Source organism: Bordetella hinzii LMG 13501, from assembly GCF_001548475.1.
GTDB lineage: Bacteria > Pseudomonadota > Gammaproteobacteria > Burkholderiales > Burkholderiaceae_B > Bordetella > Bordetella hinzii.
In genome coordinates this window covers 48,685-64,410 of sequence record NZ_LRUJ01000019.1, presented here as the reverse complement: position 1 = coordinate 64,410, position 15,726 = coordinate 48,685, and the positions used below count along the sequence as shown (strand labels likewise).

Here is a 15,726-nt window from a genome sequence, read left to right as displayed (position 1 = left end):
CAATGAAAATCCGCAATCGCTTGTGTCTCCTGGCCGCGCTAGCGTGCGTCTCGACCGCGCAGGCCGCGGATCTCACGGTGTCAGCGGCCTCCAGCCTGACCAATGCCTTCAAAGCGCTGGGCCAGGCCTATGAGAGCAGGCATCCGGGCACCAAGGTCGTGTTGAATTTCGCCGCCTCGGATGTGCTGTTGCGCCAGATCGAGCAGGGCGCGCCCGCCGATGTGTTCGCCTCGGCCGACCAGACCGCCATGGACCGCGCCGTGCAAAGCCGCGCCGTGCGTCCCGACACGCGGGTCGACTTCGCCGCCAACGCCCTGGTGCTGATCGTGCCGGCCACGGGCGGCGCGCCGGTCAAGCGCCTGGCCGACCTCAAGGGCGATGAGGTCAAGCGCGTGGCCTACGGCAATCCGGCCTCGGTGCCGGTAGGCCGCTACACCCAGGCGGCGCTGGAGCAACTCGGGCTGTGGACGGCCGTCTCGGCCAAGGGCGTACCGGCCCAGAACGTGCGCCAGAGCCTGGACTACGTGGCGCGCGGCGAAGTCGATGCCGGTTTTGTGTTCGCCACCGATGCGGCCGTGATGCCCGAGAAGGTCAAGTGGGTCGAGACCGTGCCCACGCCGCAACCCATCACCTATCCCATCGCGCTGACGATGCGCGAGGCCAACAAGGCCGCCGCGCAGGCCTTCGTGGACTATGCCCGCTCGCAGGAGGGGCAGGCGATCCTGGCGCGCTACGGCTTCAAGAAGCCTTGAGGCCATCGTCATGAACGACCCGGTCTGGGTCCCCCTGCTGCTGTCGCTGAAGGTGGCCGGCTGGGCGACCGCCATCAGCGCGCTGAGCGGCACGGCCGTGGGTTTTTGGCTTGCGCGCTGGCGTTCGCCGGCGCGCGAGCTGGTCGATTCCCTCCTGACCCTGCCCATGGTGCTGCCGCCCACGGTGCTGGGCTATTACCTGCTGGTGCTGCTGGGGCGCCGCGGCGTGCTGGGCGAGACGCTGGCCGGGTGGGGCATCGAGCTGGTGTTCACCTGGCAGGGGGCGGTGATCGCGGCGGCCGTGGTGGCCTTTCCCCTGGTGCTCAAGGGCGCCCGCAGCGCGTTCGAGCAGGTCGATCCGCAGCTGGAAGCCGCGGCGCGCGTGCTGGGCTTGCGCGAATCATCGGTTTTTTTCCGCGTCACGCTGCCGCTGGCCCTGCGCGGCATCATGGCGGGCGTGCTGCTGGCTTTCGCGCGGGCGCTGGGCGAGTTCGGCGCCACGCTGATGGTGGCCGGCAATCTGCCCGGCCGCACGCAGACGCTTTCCATCGCCATCTACGAGGCCGTGCAGGCCGGCGACGATGGCACGGCCAATCTGCTGGTGATCATCACGTCGGTGACCTGCGTGGCGGCGCTCTTGCTGGCCAGCCGGCTGGTGCCGCGCCGCAAGGGGATGGCATGATCGATATCGCCTTGCGCAAGACGCTGCAGGCCGAGGAGCGCCGCTTCGTGATGGATGTGCGGCTGCGCAGCGATTCGCGGCGCGTGGTGCTTTTCGGGCCCTCGGGGTCGGGCAAGAGCCTGACGCTGCGCGCGGTGGCCGGCTTGCTGCGGCCGGATTCGGGCCATATCGCGGTCAACGGGCGGGTCTTCTATGACGGCGCCAGCCAGCTCTTCCTGCCGCCCCGGCAGCGGCGCGTGGCCTATCTGTTCCAGGATTACGCGCTGTTTCCGCATCTGACCGTGGGGCAGAACGTGGCTTTCGCCCTGCGCGGCGGCTGGCTCAATCCCCGCCGGCGCGGCATGCCGGCCCAGGCGCGGCGCTGGATCGACGCCTTCGAGCTGGGCCCCGTCATCAATAGCTATCCCTCGCAGATATCGGGGGGGCAGAAGCAGCGCGCCGCACTGGCGCGGGCCCTGGCGGCCGAGCCCGAGCTCCTCCTGCTGGATGAGCCGTTTTCCGCGCTGGATGCGCAATTGCGCGGCAAGATGCGGGTGGAGCTGCGCCGCCTGCTCGACAGCCTGTCCGTGCCGATGATGCTCATCACGCATGACCCGGCCGACATCGACGCCCTGGGCGACGCCGTCTTCGAGGTGCGCGATGGCCGTATCGCCGCCAATCCCGGCCTGGCCGTGGCCAGCTGATCAGTCCATGACGCCGAGGATGACACTGGAGGCGCTGAAGAGGGCCTGCACCGGGCTGCCCTCGGCCAGCGCCAGCTCCCGGGCGCTATCCCGCGTGATGACGGCCACCAGCGTGCCGCCGCCATCCAGGTCGATCACCACCTCGTCGTTCACGGCGCCGCCGCGCAGCTGCGCCACGCGACCGGGCAGCCGGTTGTCGGCCGACAGGCGCAGGCCGGGGCCAGGCAGGCCGACCAGGACCGCGGAGGCCTTGATGAGGGCGATGACTTCGCGTCCCGGCCGCAGGCCCAGCTCGGCCGTGCTTTCGCGGGTGATGGTCGCCCGCAGGGAATGGCCGCCGGTGACGACGATGCGGATGTCGTCATTGACGGCGCCGGGCAGCAGCTCGTCCACCCGGCCCAGTAAACGGTTGCGCGCGCTGGTCTTGAACATGAAACGCCTCATGAGGTCGAGATCGCCGGCCAGGCCCTGGCTGGCCAGATGCTGCATGAAGCGCTGGTGTTCTTCTTGCAGCCGGTTGAATCGGGCGATCAGCGTGTGCGCCTGGGCGGTCAGGCGGGTCCCGCCGCCGCCCTTGCCGCCGGCGGCGCGCTCCACCAGCGGGACGCCGGCCAGGTTGTTCATGGTGTCGATGGCGTCCCAGGCGCCTTTGTAGCTCATGCCCACGGCGCGGGCGGCCGCGGTGATGGAGCCGGTCGCGCCGATCTGGGCCAGCAGGGCGATGCGCTGGGCGCCGCCCCAGGTCTGGTCGCCGCTGCGCAGCCAGATGGAGCCATCGAGTTCCAGGTCGGGGGAGGGGGCCATGCGGTCGGATCCGACAAAAGAGGTGTCAGGGAGTTTATTGCAAGTTGTTCGTATTCAGGGCAAGATCAACCACCCTCAGGTCCGGCGCGGAGATGACGATGCAGGCAATATCCAGGATGGTGGTTGTGGTGGCTCTGGCGGGAGGGCTTGCGGCTTGCGCGTCCAAGCCGACGGTGCGCAGCGACTATGACCACAAGGTCGACTTCAGCCAGTATCGCAGCTACGGCTTCATGCCGGGCCTGGGCACCGATCGCGCCGGGTACAGCAGCCTGCTGACCGAACGCCTGAAGACCGCGGTCCGCGGCGAGATGCAGCGCCGCGGCTACGTCTACGACGACAAGCAGCCCGACCTGCAGATCAATTTCAGCGCCAAGCTGGCCGACAAGGTCCAAGTCGTCCCGGCGCCGCCGCCGCCCATGCCGTACTACGCCTACCGCGGCGGCTTCTATGGCGGCTGGCCGGGCTATGGCTGGGGCGACGACGTCTATCAATACACCGAGGGCACCCTCAACGTGGACCTCGTGGACCGGCGCCGCAAGCAACTGGTCTGGGAGGGCGTGGCCACCGGCGAAGTGAGCGATCCCAATTGGTCCCAAAGCCAGGAGCGCGTCAATGCCGCCGTTGCGCTGATCTTTCAGAAATATCCTTTCGTTGCCGGGGCCGCGGCGCCGGCGGCCAAGTAGACCCGGGAAGCAAGCATGGCCAAGCGGGATCCGGCTGGCGCCGGCAAGCGCGGCACGAACCGGCGCCAGCCGGGTGCCTATGACACGGTGGCATTGGTGTTGCAGGGAGGCGGCGCCCTGGGCGCCTACCAGGCGGGCGTCTACGAAGGCCTGCACGAGGCCGGTATCCGGCCCAACTGGATTTCCGGCATTTCCATCGGCTCGATCAATGCCGCCATCATCGCCGGCTCGCCGGAGGACGAACGGGTGGAACGGCTGCGCGGTTTCTGGGAGGCCATCTGCCGTCCCACCGGTTTTGCCAGCCTGCCCTGGGGCGATGTGTGGGGACCGATGTTCCAGGGCTTGCCTTTCGGCTTCGGTTCGCCCGAGGTCAATGGCCACCTGGCCGCGCTCAATGCGGTCTGGCAGGGGCAGCCGGGCTTTTTTACGCCGCGTTATCCCTCGCCGTATCTGTTGCGCAACGCCGGCCAGGCCTCCACCAGCTTTTATGACACGGCGCCGCTGGCCGAGACCTTGCGGCGCTTCGTCGACTTCGACCTGCTTAACAAGAGCGGGGTGCGCACCAGCTTTGGCGCGGTCAATGTGCGCAGCGGCAACTTCAATTATTTCGACAGCCGCGACCGCGCCCTGCGCCTGGAGCACGTCATGGCCTCCGGCGCGCTGCCGCCGGGCTTTCCCGCCATCGAGGTGGACGGGCAGTATTACTGGGACGGCGGCATGGTCTCGAACACGCCGCTGGCCAAGGTGCTGTCGGATTCGCCGCTGCGCGACACCCTGGCCTTCCAGGTGGATCTCTGGCCGGCCCGCGGGCCCTTGCCCACCACCATGGACGAGGTGGCCGAAAGACAGAAGGACATCCAGTACTCCAGCCGGACCCGTACCGTGACGGACAATTTCGCGCGTGTGCTGCGCCTGCGCCGCGGCCTGCAGCGCTTGCTGGAGCGCCTGCCCGAAGACGAGCGCAACAGCCCCGAGCTGGCGGATATCCGGGCCGAGGCCTGCACGCCGGCCGTGAACATCGTCAACCTCATCTACGAGGCCAAGCACTACGAGCGGCACTCCAAGGACTATGAATTCAGCACCGAAGCCATGCGCGAGCACTGGCGCAGCGGGCTGAGCGACATCCGCCGCACGCTGGAGCAGCCCGGTGTGCTGGATCGCCCGCCGCCCGAAGTCTCCTTCGTGGCGCACGACGTGCATCGCAAGTAGCGGCGGCAGTCTCGCGAGCGATAGCTGGGTCAGATTAGTCTGGTTTATGTGCAAGCAAGCCGGAGGGTTATGCAATCTGCCGTAGCCTGACGTGCATTTGAGCAAGCTGGTGCGTGGTTCGCACGCTTGCCGTATGACTTGGCCTATCACTATGACTCAACATTTCCCTGCTTCCGGCCTATCCGACGATGTCGCAACCGCCCCGCCGGCGGTGTTGCCGGCCGATGCAAACGAGACCTGGCATCTGCTTTACCGCGGCTGGGTGCTGAGTACGCCGCAGGGTGTGCGCATCAGCCTCACGGCGCTGGAGCGCGTGTGTTTCCTGGCCATCGCCGAACATCCCGGGCGGGAGCTGTCCCGGGACGCGCTGATGAAGGCGCTGCCAGGAGCCAGCCTGCGCACCCTCAACGTGGCCATCAGCCGCCTGCGCAAAAAGGTCGGCGAAGCGGGCGCCGAGCTTCCTTTGCACACCGTCCATGGGATGGGTTATGTCTTTCTTGGCCATTTGATGGTCCAGCCTTCCTGAGCACGCCCGCCGGGCGTTGTTGCCGCGTCACGCCGATCGAGCCCTTTGCTTATCATTTTCGGCAGAAAATGAGGGTTTCCCCTCAAAAAGTACGCTACATTACGTGGGTCCGCGTCCCCCTCTTCATGAACAGAACAACCGCTCGAGGGCGGAAGTGAGGGAGACGTGTTTTCACTCCGTGAGGGATCCATGCGTTTTTCACCTCAGCGTGTCTCGGGTCTTGGCATCGTTGTCGCTCTTGGCTGGATGTTGGCAGGATGCGGCGAAAAGCCGCATGCAAGCCCGAGTATGCCGCAGGTTGCCGTCGTGACGGTGCAACCCCAGAAAGCGTCGATTGTTTCCGATCTGCCCGGCCGCGTGGACGCGGTGCGCGATGCGCAGATCCGCGCCCGCGTGACGGGCATCGTGCAGAAGATCCTGTTCGAACAGGGCGGCGACGTCAAAGAAAACCAGGTGCTGTTCAAGATCGACCCTGCCTCCTATCAGGCGTCGTACGACCAGGCGACCGCCCAGCTCAAGCAGGCGCAGGCGGACCTGTACAGCGCCAAGCTGCTTGCCGACCGCTATGCGCCCTTGGTCAAGGCCAATGCCGTGAGCAAGCAGGAGTACGACAATGCGGTGGCCAGTTATCGCCAGGCCGATGCCGCGGTGGCGGCGGCCAAGGCGGCGCAGACCTCGGCGAGCATCAATCTGGGCTATACCGATGTCACCTCGCCGATCACCGGCCGCATCGGCAAGCCTTTGGTGACCGAAGGGGCGCTGGTCGAGGCGGGCACGGCCACGCAGATGGCCGTGGTGCAGCAACTGGATCCCGTCTACGTCGACTTCACGCAGTCCACCTCCGAACTGGCCCGCCTGCGCGAGGCGTTTGCCTCCGGCCAGCTGCAAAAGCTCGGGCCGGACGCCGCGCGGGTGTCCATCGTGCTGGAAAACGGCTCGGTCTATAAGTTCCCGGGCAAGCTGCTGTTTACCGGCATCACCGTGGATCCTTCGACCGGCAATGTGAACCTGCGCGCCGAAGTGCCCAATCCGGACCAGGTCCTGCTGCCCGGCATGTATGTGCGCGTGCGCCTCGACGAAGGGGTGGACGAGAAGGCCTTGCTGGTGCCGCAGCAAGCCTTGCAGCGCACCGCCGACGGCCTGCAGAGCCTGATGGTGGTCAAGGACGGCAAGGTCCAGCAGGTCGCGGTACGCACCGGATCCTCGGTCAACAACCAGTGGATTATCAGCAGCGGCCTGTCGGCGGGCGACATCGTCATTGTCGAGGGTTTCCAGAAGATCCGACCGGGGGCTCCCGTGCAGACTTCGCCCTGGGATCCCAAGGCCAAGGCCGGGGCCGCCAGCCAGCCAGGCGCCAAGCCCGCGGACGGGCAGGCGCCGGCCAAGCAGGAATCCAAATCCTAAGCGGCGCGCGGCGCGAGCCGCGTTCCTCGTTCGTGAGCATCGCTTTCAGAGTCAGCCCACATGCCGCAATTTTTCATTGATCGACCCATTTTTGCCTGGGTGGTTGCGCTGTTCATCCTGCTGGCGGGCATATTGGCCATTCCCAATATGCCTGTCGCGCAGTATCCGGACGTGGCGCCGCCGGCCATCACCATCACCGCGACCTATCCTGGCGCTTCGGCCCAGGAAGTGGCCGAGACGGTGACCAGTATCATCGAGGACGAGCTCAACGGGGCCAAGGGCCTGCTGTATTACGAGTCCGTCAGCGATTCCAATGGCCAGTCGCAGATCACCGCCACCTTTCGCCCGGGCACCGACCCGGACCTGGCGCAGGTGGACGTGCAGAACCGGATTTCCAACGTCACGGCCCAGCTGCCGGCGGCGGTGACCCAGCAGGGCCTGCAATATGAGCAGACCAGCGCCGGCTTCCTGCTGTTCGTGACGCTGTCCTCCACCGATGGCACGCTGGACCAGGCGGCGCTGGCCGACTACATCACCCGCAACGTCAAGAATCCGATCTCGCGGGTGCCCGGGGTGGGCCAGTTCCAGCTGTTTGCCGCGCCCCGCGCCATGCGCATCTGGGTCGACCCGCAGAAGCTGGTGGGTTTCAACCTCAGCATGCAGGAAGTCAACCAGGCCATCGCCGCGCAGAACGTGCTGATTTCGGGCGGCTCGATCGGCGCGCCGCCCAATCCCAAGGAAGTGCGCGTCACGGCCACCGTCACGGCCAACGGCCAGCTGAGCACGGTCGAAGGCTTCGGCAAGATCGTGCTGCGGGCCAACACCGACGGCTCCAAGGTGCTGCTGAGCGACGTGGCCCGCATCGAGGTGGGCGCGGACAACTACCAGTTCGGCGCGCGCCTGAATGGCCAGCCCACGGCGGCTTTCGCCATCGTGCTCTCGCCCGACGCCAACGCCTTGCAGACGGCCGAAGGCATCCGCACGCAGATGGCGGCGCTGTCCAAGTATTTCCCGGACAACATCAAGTACGAAATCCCGTATGACACCGCGCCCTATGTGAAGGTGTCCATCGAGAAGGTGATCCACACCCTGGTCGAAGCCATGGTGCTGGTGTTCCTGGTGATGTTCCTGTTCCTGCAGAACGTGCGCTACACCCTGATCCCGGCGCTGGTGGTGCCGGTGGCCATGATGGGCGCCTTCGCGGTCATGCTGGCGCTGGGGCTGTCGATCAACGTGCTGACCATGTTCGCCATGGTGCTGGCCATCGGCATCCTGGTCGATGACGCCATCGTGGTGGTCGAAAACGTCGAGCGCATCATGGCCACCGAAGGCCTGCCGCCCAAGGAGGCCACGGCCAAGGCCATGCCGCAGATCACCGGCGCCATCATCGGCATCACGCTGGTGCTGGTGACGGTGTTCCTGCCGCTGGCCTTCATGAGCGGGTCGGTGGGCGTGATCTACCGCCAGTTCGCGGTGGCCATGGCCGTGTCGATCTTCTTCTCGGCTTTCCTGGCCCTGAGCTTCACGCCGGCCCTGTGCGCGACGCTGCTCAAGCCCATCCCCAAGGGGCATCACGAAGAGAAGAAGGGCTTTTTCGGCTGGTTCAACCGCAAGTTCGAGGCGACCACGCATCACTATCAGAACTGGATCTCGCGCGTGCTGCACAAGGGCGGGCGCATGATGATCGTGTTCGCGCTGCTGGTCGTGGCCCTGGGCTGGCTTTACCTGCGCCTGCCGTCGTCCTTCCTGCCCGAGGAAGACCAGGGCTATGTCATCAGCAACATCGAGCTGCCGGCCGGCGCTTCGGCCAACCGCACGATCGAGGTCATCGAGCAGGTGGAGCATTATTTCCGCCAGCAGCCGACCACCCAGAACATCGTGGCCGTGCAAGGCTATTCGTTCAACGGCAACGGCCTGAACGCGGCGCTGGTCTTCACCACGCTCAAGGACTTCGCCGAGCGCAAGAGCGCGCAGGACTCGGCCCAGGCGGTCGCGGGCGGCGCCTTCCAGCATCTGTTCATGGGGATCAAGGATGCCATGGTGTTCACCGTGGTGCCGCCGGCCATCTCTTCGCTGGGCAATGCCGCGGGCTTCGACTTCCGCCTGCAGGACCGTGGCGGCGCCGGCACCGAGGCCCTGGCCGCGGCGACCGGACAGTTGATGGGCATGGCCATGCAGAGTCCGGTGCTCTCGCAGGTGCGCATCACCGGCCTGGGGCCGGGCGCGCAGCTGTCGCTGAACATCGACCGTGACAAGGCGGCCGCGCTGGGCGTGGACTTTTCCGAGGCGGCGCAGCTGATCTCCACGGCGGTCGGTTCGGCCTACCTGAGCAAATTCCCCAACATGGGCCGGATGCAGAACATCTGGGTGCAGGCGGATGAGAAGTACCGCATGCACATGGAGGACGTGCTCAACCTGAACGCCCGCAACAAGGATGGCGGCATGGTGCCCTTGTCGTCCTTCGTGACGGCCAAGTGGTCGCAGGGCCCGACCCAGGTGGTGCGCTACAACAGCTATGAGTCCGTCCGTATCGGCGGCGATGCCTCGCCTGGCCACTCGACCGGTGAAGCCATGGCCGAGATGGAACGCCTGGTCGCCCAGTTGCCCTCGGGCTTCGGCTACGAATGGAATGGCCTGTCCTACCAGGAGCGCCTGGCCGGCAACCAGGCCGTCGTCCTGATGGCCCTGGCGCTGCTGGTGGTCTTCCTGGTGCTGGCGGCCCTCTATGAGAGCTGGGCCATCCCGCTGTCGGTCATGCTGGTGGTGCCGCTGGGCATGCTGGGCGCGGTGGCGCTGGTCTCCCTGATGGGGATGTCCAACGATGTGTACTTCCAGGTGGGCATGGTGACCGTGATCGGCCTGGCGGCCAAGAACGCCATCCTGATCATCGAATTCGCCAAGGACCAGTACGCGCGGGGCAACGGCCTGTACGAGTCGGCGGTGGAGGCGGCGCGCCTGCGGTTCCGTCCCATCCTGATGACCTCGCTGGCCTTCATCCTGGGCGTGGTGCCGTTGGCCATCGCCACCGGCGCCAGCGCCGCCAGCCAGCGCGCCGTCGGTATCGGCGTGCTGGGCGGCATGCTGGCGGCCACGCCTTTCGCGGTGATCTTCGTGCCGACCTTCTTCGTGGTCGTCATGAGCCTGGTCAAGACCCGTCCGCGCCTGCTGGGCGCCGAGCTTCGCGCCTTCCAGGCCGAGCAGGCCGCCAAGAAGGCCGAAGAGGAAAAACAGGCAGCCAATACCCAAAACCAAGGCGGTCAGGAGAACAAGGAATGACGGCCCTGATGCATAAGCGCGGCGCCCTGGCGGTGCTGCTGGCCGCCGGCCTGGCCGGCTGCTCGCTGGCGCCGGACTATCATCGTCCGCAGGCTCCGGTGCGCGCCGACTGGCCGGACCAGCCCAGGATCAGCTACGGCGCCTACAGCCGGCCCACCGAACTGGGCTCGCAACCGGCCGCCGCCGTGGCGCCGCCGGCCGATACGGCGGCCGCCGAGATCGGCTGGCGCAGCTTCTTCCGCGATCCGCAGCTGCAGGCGCTGATCGAGCTGGCCCTCAACAACAACCGCGATCTGCGCGTGGCCGTGCAGAACGTCGAAGTCGCGCGCGCCCAGTACGGCATCCAGCGCGGGGCGCAATGGCCGTCCATCGGCGCCGGCATCCAGGGCACGCGCCAGCATCTGCCCAAGAATATGCGCACGGGCGGGCCGGACTCGACGTCGATCAGCAGCCAGTACCAGGCCGGCATCGGCCTGACGACCTTCGAGATCGACCTGTTCGGACGTCTGCGCGATCTATCGGAAGCGGCGTATCAGCAGTATCTGTCGACCGAGCAGGCCCAGCGTTCGGTGCATATCACCCTGGTGGGGGCGGTGGCCGAGTCGTATTTCAATCTGCGGGCGGCCGATGTCCAGCTGGATCTCACCCGCAAGACGCTGCAGTCCCGCCAGGAGTCCTACAACCTCGTCAAAACGCGGTTTGACGGCGGCGTGGCTTCCGAACTCGACCTGAACCAGTCCAAGTCGCTTCTGGACTCGGCGTCTTCCGATCTGGCGCAGCTGGCGCGCACGCGCGCCCAGGCGCTCAATGCGCTGGTCGTGCTGCTGGGCGTGCCCAGCCTGCCGGCCGACCTGCCGCAGCCGGCCGAGTTCGGCCGCGACCAGATCCTGGCGACCGTGCCGGCCGGCCTGCCCTCGGACCTGCTGGAGCGGCGGCCCGACATCCTGGCCGCCGAGAACCAGCTGCGGGCGGCCAAGGCCAATATCGGCGCGGCGCGGGCCGCGTTCTTCCCGACGATCTCGCTCACCGGCCTGCTGGGAGTGGCCAGCCCCTCTCTGGACACGCTGTTCCGGGGAGGGCAGGGCTATTGGAGCTTCTCGCCGCAGATCACCACGCCGCTGTTCGCAGGCGGCAGCATCATCGAAGGCCTGAACCTGGCCAAGGCGCGCGACAACATCGCCGTGGCGCAGTATGAGCAGACCATCCAGCAGGCTTTCCGCGAGGTCGCCGATGCGCTGGCCGGCGAGGCGACCTACAGCGCCCAGCTGGACGCGCAGCGCGGCCTGCAGGCCTCGTCGGCCCGCACGCTGGAGCTGTCCAACATGCGCTACGTCAACGGCATTGACAGTTATCTGCAGGTGCAGACCGCCCAGGTGGATTTCTTCAATGCCCAGATCGCCCTGGTGCAGGCGGGCCTGGCGTCGCTTGTCAACCGCGTCGAACTCTACAAGGCCCTGGGAGGCGGCTGGCTGGAAAATACCGCCGTGTCCCAGGCTCAACCCCCGACCACGCAACAACAATGATTGAACTTGGCGTCAATATCGACCATGTGGCCACCCTGCGCCAGCAGCGCCACACTGTGTATCCCGATCCGGTGGAGGCGGCCGTGCGCGCCGAGGACGCCGGCGCGGACGTGATCACTCTGCATCTGCGCGAAGACCGCCGCCATATCCAGGATGCCGATGTCTACGCCATTCGTCCGAAGCTGCGCACGCGCATGAATCTGGAGTGCGCGCTTACGCCGGAGATGCTGGAGATCGCCTGCGCGGTCAAGCCGGACGATGTCTGCCTGGTGCCGGAGAAGCGCGCCGAGCTCACGACCGAGGGCGGGCTGGATGTGCTGGGCCAGTTCGAGGCCGTGGCCGACGCCGTGGCCCTGCTGGCCGCCGCGGGTATCCGGGTATCGCTCTTCATCGATCCGGACGCCGCCCAGATCGAGGCGGCGGCGCGCGCCAAGGCGCCGGTCATCGAGCTGCACACCGGCGCTTATGCCGAGGCCGAAGGCCCGCAGGCCGAGGGCGAGCTGCTGCGCATCCGCGAGGCGGTCCGCGAAGGGCTGCGCCATGGCCTGCGAGTCAATGCCGGCCATGGCTTGCATTACGGCAATGTGCAATCCGTGGCCGCCATTGACGGGATCTCCGAGCTGAATATCGGGCATGCCATCGTGGCCCGGGCTGTCTTCGACGGCTGGGAGAAGGCCGTGCGCGACATGAAGGCGCTCATGATCCAGGCGCGCGGCCGCTAGGCGGCGGCCGGCGCCGGCGAGGCCGTCCCGCGGGACGGCTTTTTTCATGGGCGGGCGCCTGCGTGTGGACGCGCCCGGGCTCGCGTATGATTTCGCTATTGCGGCGCCTTCCCGCGCCGGGCTTTTCCGGTTTGCCATGGTCTCTCTCAGCCCCCCCAGCGGCGCCATCGCCGGCATCGGCATGGACCTGATCCGCGTCGATCGCATCTCCCGAGCCCTGGAGCGCCATGGCGAGCGCTTTGCCGAAAAAATCCTCGGCGTCCAGGAAATGGAAAAATTCCGCGCCCGCAGCGCCCGCGATCCGGCGCGCGGCGTGCGTTTCCTGGCCACGCGCTTTGCCGCCAAGGAGGCTTTTTCCAAGGCCATCGGCCTGGGGATGCGCATGCCCATGACCTGGAACCGGGTGCAGACGCTCAATGCGCCGGGCGGGCGCCCCGTGCTGGTCATCGACGCGGCGCTGCGGCCCTGGTTCGAGCAGCGTTTCGGCGCGGCCCATGTCTCGATCACCGATGAATCCGACATGGCGGCCGCCTATGTCATCGTGGAGTCCCGGGCCGGGGCATCCACCCAATGAGGACAGTTTGATGTCGAAATCCAAGAAACACCGCAAGCTGCCGCCCGGACCGGTCATGGTCGATGTGGCCGGCACGCGGCTGACCAAGGAAGAAAAACAGCGCCTGCGCCATCCGCTGGTGGGCGGCGTGATCCTGTTCGCGCGCAACTTCGAGAGCCGCGCCCAGCTGACGGCGCTCACGCGCAAGATCCACGAGGCGCGCGGCGAACCGCTGCTGATCGCGGTGGACCACGAGGGCGGGCGCGTGCAGCGTTTCCGCGAGGACGGCTTCACGGCCTTGCCTCCCATGCGCGCGCTAGGCGAAGCCTGGGACCGCGATCCGCTGGCGGCCATGCGGCTGGCGACCGCGGCCGGCTATGTGCTGGCCGCCGAACTGCGGGCCTGTGGCGTGGACATGAGCTTCACGCCCGTGCTGGATCTGGACTATGGCGCGAGCAAGGTCATTGGCAATCGCGCCTTCCATCGTGATCCGCGCGTGGTCGCCATGCTGGCGCGCGCCCTGATCCAGGGCCTGGCGCTGGCCGGCATGGCCGCCTGCGGCAAGCATTTCCCGGGCCATGGCCATGTCCAGGCCGATTCGCACCACGAGATCCCGGTCGACAAGCGCACGCTGGCCGACATCCTGAAGGAAGACGCCGCGCCTTATGGCTGGCTGGGCGACGGTGTCCTGTCCTCGGTGATGCCGGCCCATGTGATCTATCCCAAGGTGGACAGCCAGCCGGCCGGCTTTTCGCGCCGCTGGGTGACCGACATCCTGCGCGGCCAGCTGGGGTATGACGGCGTGGTGTTTTCCGATGATCTCACCATGGAAGGCGCCTCGGTGGCCGGCGACATCCTGGCCCGTGCCCAGGCGGCCTTGTCGGCCGGCTGCGACATGGTGCTGGTCTGCAACCGGCCGGACCTGGCCGATGAGTTGCTGGGCCGCCTCGACGTCGCGCATGCGCCGGAATCGGTGGCGCGTATCCGCCGCCTGGCGCCGGCCTTCGCGAGCCCGGATTGGGATGGCCTGCAGGCCGATTCACGCTATCAGCATGCCCGACGACTTCAATCTCAAATCGTTTCTGGCTGATCTGCCGCATCTGCCCGGCGTCTATCGGCATCTGGATGCCGCCGGAGAGGTGCTGTATGTCGGCAAGGCGCGCGACCTCAAGAAGCGCGTGTCTTCGTATTTCCAGAAGAATTTGGCCAGCCCGCGCATCGCGCAGATGGTGGGCAAGGTCGCCCGGGTGGAGGTGACGGTCACGCGCTCGGAGGCCGAGGCGCTGATTCTTGAAAACAATCTCATCAAGAGCCTGCGCCCGCGCTACAACATCCTGTTCCGTGATGACAAGTCCTATCCCTATCTGCTGATCACGGGACATGCCTGGCCGCGCATTGCCTACTATCGCGGTGCCACCCACAAGCGCGGCCAGTACTTCGGCCCTTATCCCAACGCCTGGGCCGTGCGCGAAACCATACAGATCCTGCAGAAGGTCTTCCGCCTGCGCACCTGCGAGGACACGGTCTTCGCCAACCGCTCGCGCCCCTGTCTGCTGCATCAGATCGGGCGCTGTTCGGCGCCTTGCGTGCAGGCCATCGAGGCGGACGACTATGCGCGCGATGTGCAGCGTGCCGCGCGTTTTCTCAATGGCGAGGCGCGCGAGGTCATGGGCGAGATCGAGACCCGCATGCTGCAGGCCTCCAGCGAGCTGCGCTTCGAGGAGGCCGCGGCCCTGCGCGACCAGATGGGCTCGCTGTCCAAGGTGCTGCACCAGCAGACCATGGAGAACGTCGGCGGCGAAGACACCGATGTGATCGCGGTGGCCGCCGCCGGCGGCAAGGTCTGCGTCAACCTGGCCCTGGTGCGCGGCGGCCGGCACCTGGGGGACAAGCCTTTCTTTCCCGCCCACGCCGAGGGCGAGGCAGCCGCCGAAGTGCTGGAGGCGTTCGTCGCCCAGCACTATGCGGACAATGCCTTGCCTCCGGTGCTGGTGTGCTCGCATGCCTTGCCGGATCCGGCGCTGGTCGGGCTGCTGGCCGAGCAGGCCGGCACGCGCTGCCGGCTGTTGACGCGGCCCCAGGGCGTGCGGCGCTCCTGGCTGGAGCAGGCCCAGAAGAATGCCGAGATGGCCCTGGCGCGCGCCTTGACCGAGTCCGGCGCGCGGGCCGCGCGCACCCTGGCCCTGGCCGAAACCCTGGACATGGATACCGACGAGGCCGCGCTCGATGCGCTGCGCATCGAGTGCTTCGATATCAGCCATACGGCGGGCGAGGCCACCCAGGCCTCCTGTGTGGTCTTTCTGCATCATGACATGCAGCCCTCGCTTTACCGGCGCTACAACATCGTGGGCATCACGCCCGGCGACGACTACGCTGCCATGCGGCAGGTGCTGACGCGGCGTTTCGGCAAAGTGGCCGATGGCGAGGCGCCCATGCCGGGCCTGGTGCTCATCGATGGCGGCAAGGGACAGGTGGAGGTGGCGCGCCAGGTCTTCGCCGAACTGGGCCTGGACATCGCCACCCTGGTGGGGGTGGCCAAGGGCGAAGGGCGCAAGGTTGGCCTCGAAACCCTGGTTTTCGCCGACGGGCGCCCGCCCGTGGCGCTGGGCAAGGAGTCGGCCGCCCTCATGCTCATCGCCCAGGTGCGCGACGAGGCTCACCGCTTTGCGATCACCGGCATGCGGGCCAAGCGCGCCAAGGCGCGCAATGTTTCCCGGCTGGAGGAGATCGAGGGAGTGGGGGCCAAGCGGCGCCAGCGCCTGCTGGCGCGCTTCGGCGGGCTGTCCGGCGTGACCTCGGCCAGCATCGAAGACCTGGCTTCGGTCGAGGGGATTTCAGAAGAATTGGCCCAGCGGATCTATGATGCCTTGCACTGATGACGGGCGTCCGCGGGGCGGCTGATGTAGCAT

Annotated in this window: 14 protein-coding genes; 13 read left to right on the top strand and 1 reads right to left on the bottom strand. The window is 67.1% G+C overall.

Translation table 11 applies throughout. From position 1 onward, the window contains the following. Window positions 1–2: 2 nt before the first annotated feature. The 3 genes from modA to AXA74_RS13865 are packed head-to-tail and all read left to right on the top strand — an operon-like array spanning window position 3 to window position 2,117. Window positions 3–752 carry a molybdate ABC transporter substrate-binding protein gene (gene modA, locus AXA74_RS13875; RefSeq protein WP_032978533.1) on the top strand — a complete coding sequence of 250 codons (750 nt, stop codon included), beginning with the start codon at window positions 3–5 and terminating at the stop codon, window positions 750–752. Between the two features lie 10 nt (window positions 753–762). Continuing rightward, window positions 763–1,434 carry a molybdate ABC transporter permease subunit gene (gene modB, locus AXA74_RS13870; RefSeq protein WP_029579383.1) on the top strand — a complete coding sequence of 224 codons (672 nt, stop codon included), beginning with the start codon at window positions 763–765 and terminating at the stop codon, window positions 1,432–1,434. Then, window positions 1,431–2,117, top strand: coding sequence for an ATP-binding cassette domain-containing protein (locus AXA74_RS13865; protein WP_032956276.1), 687 nt, complete (start codon window positions 1,431–1,433; stop codon window positions 2,115–2,117). The genes modB and AXA74_RS13865 overlap by 4 nt, the downstream gene beginning before the upstream one ends. On the opposite strand, the gene AXA74_RS13860 is transcribed toward AXA74_RS13865, so the two are convergent. Continuing rightward, window positions 2,118–2,921, bottom strand: a complete 804-nt coding sequence (locus tag AXA74_RS13860; protein WP_029579385.1) for a TOBE domain-containing protein — start codon at window positions 2,919–2,921, stop codon at window positions 2,118–2,120. Window positions 2,922–3,019: 98 nt separating this feature from the next. Here AXA74_RS13860 and AXA74_RS13855 point away from each other — a divergent pair, with 98 nt between their 5' ends. The 10 genes from AXA74_RS13855 (at window position 3,020) to uvrC (ending at window position 15,693) form a co-directional block, all read left to right on the top strand. Then, window positions 3,020–3,604 carry a DUF4136 domain-containing protein gene (locus tag AXA74_RS13855; protein ID WP_029579386.1) on the top strand — a complete coding sequence of 195 codons (585 nt, stop codon included), beginning with the start codon at window positions 3,020–3,022 and terminating at the stop codon, window positions 3,602–3,604. Between the two features lie 15 nt (window positions 3,605–3,619). Further along, window positions 3,620–4,813: a DUF3734 domain-containing protein gene (locus tag AXA74_RS13850; protein WP_032978535.1), complete on the top strand. Its 1,194-nt coding sequence runs from the start codon at window positions 3,620–3,622 to the stop codon at window positions 4,811–4,813. A 151-nt stretch (window positions 4,814–4,964) separates the two neighbouring features. Next, window positions 4,965–5,339 (top strand): helix-turn-helix domain-containing protein, encoded by a 375-nt coding sequence (locus tag AXA74_RS13845; RefSeq protein ID WP_029579388.1) that lies wholly within the window; start codon window positions 4,965–4,967, stop codon window positions 5,337–5,339. Window positions 5,340–5,528: 189 nt separating this feature from the next. Then, window positions 5,529–6,743, top strand: a complete 1,215-nt coding sequence (locus AXA74_RS13840) for an efflux RND transporter periplasmic adaptor subunit (RefSeq protein WP_032956283.1) — start codon at window positions 5,529–5,531, stop codon at window positions 6,741–6,743. A 60-nt stretch (window positions 6,744–6,803) separates the two neighbouring features. Continuing rightward, window positions 6,804–10,019, top strand: a complete 3,216-nt coding sequence (locus AXA74_RS13835) for an efflux RND transporter permease subunit (protein WP_029579390.1) — start codon at window positions 6,804–6,806, stop codon at window positions 10,017–10,019. Continuing rightward, window positions 10,016–11,542, top strand: a complete 1,527-nt coding sequence (locus AXA74_RS13830) for an efflux transporter outer membrane subunit (protein ID WP_032978538.1) — start codon at window positions 10,016–10,018, stop codon at window positions 11,540–11,542. The genes AXA74_RS13835 and AXA74_RS13830 overlap by 4 nt, the downstream gene beginning before the upstream one ends. After that, the gene (locus AXA74_RS13825; protein WP_029579392.1) at window positions 11,539–12,264 is read left to right on the top strand and encodes a pyridoxine 5'-phosphate synthase; all 726 of its coding nucleotides are present in this window, start codon (window positions 11,539–11,541) and stop codon (window positions 12,262–12,264) included. Before AXA74_RS13830 ends, AXA74_RS13825 begins: the two co-directional genes overlap by 4 nt. A gap of 136 nt (window positions 12,265–12,400) precedes the next feature. Further along, window positions 12,401–12,838, top strand: a complete 438-nt coding sequence (acpS, locus tag AXA74_RS13820) for a holo-ACP synthase (protein WP_029579393.1) — start codon at window positions 12,401–12,403, stop codon at window positions 12,836–12,838. Between the two features lie 10 nt (window positions 12,839–12,848). After that, window positions 12,849–13,907 (top strand): beta-N-acetylhexosaminidase, encoded by a 1,059-nt coding sequence (nagZ, locus tag AXA74_RS13815; protein WP_032956285.1) that lies wholly within the window; start codon window positions 12,849–12,851, stop codon window positions 13,905–13,907. After that, on the top strand, window positions 13,870–15,693 hold the full coding sequence (uvrC, locus tag AXA74_RS13810) for an excinuclease ABC subunit UvrC (protein ID WP_029579395.1): 1,824 nt from the start codon (window positions 13,870–13,872) through the stop codon (window positions 15,691–15,693). Before nagZ ends, uvrC begins: the two co-directional genes overlap by 38 nt. The last annotated feature ends 33 nt before the right edge of the window (window positions 15,694–15,726 follow it).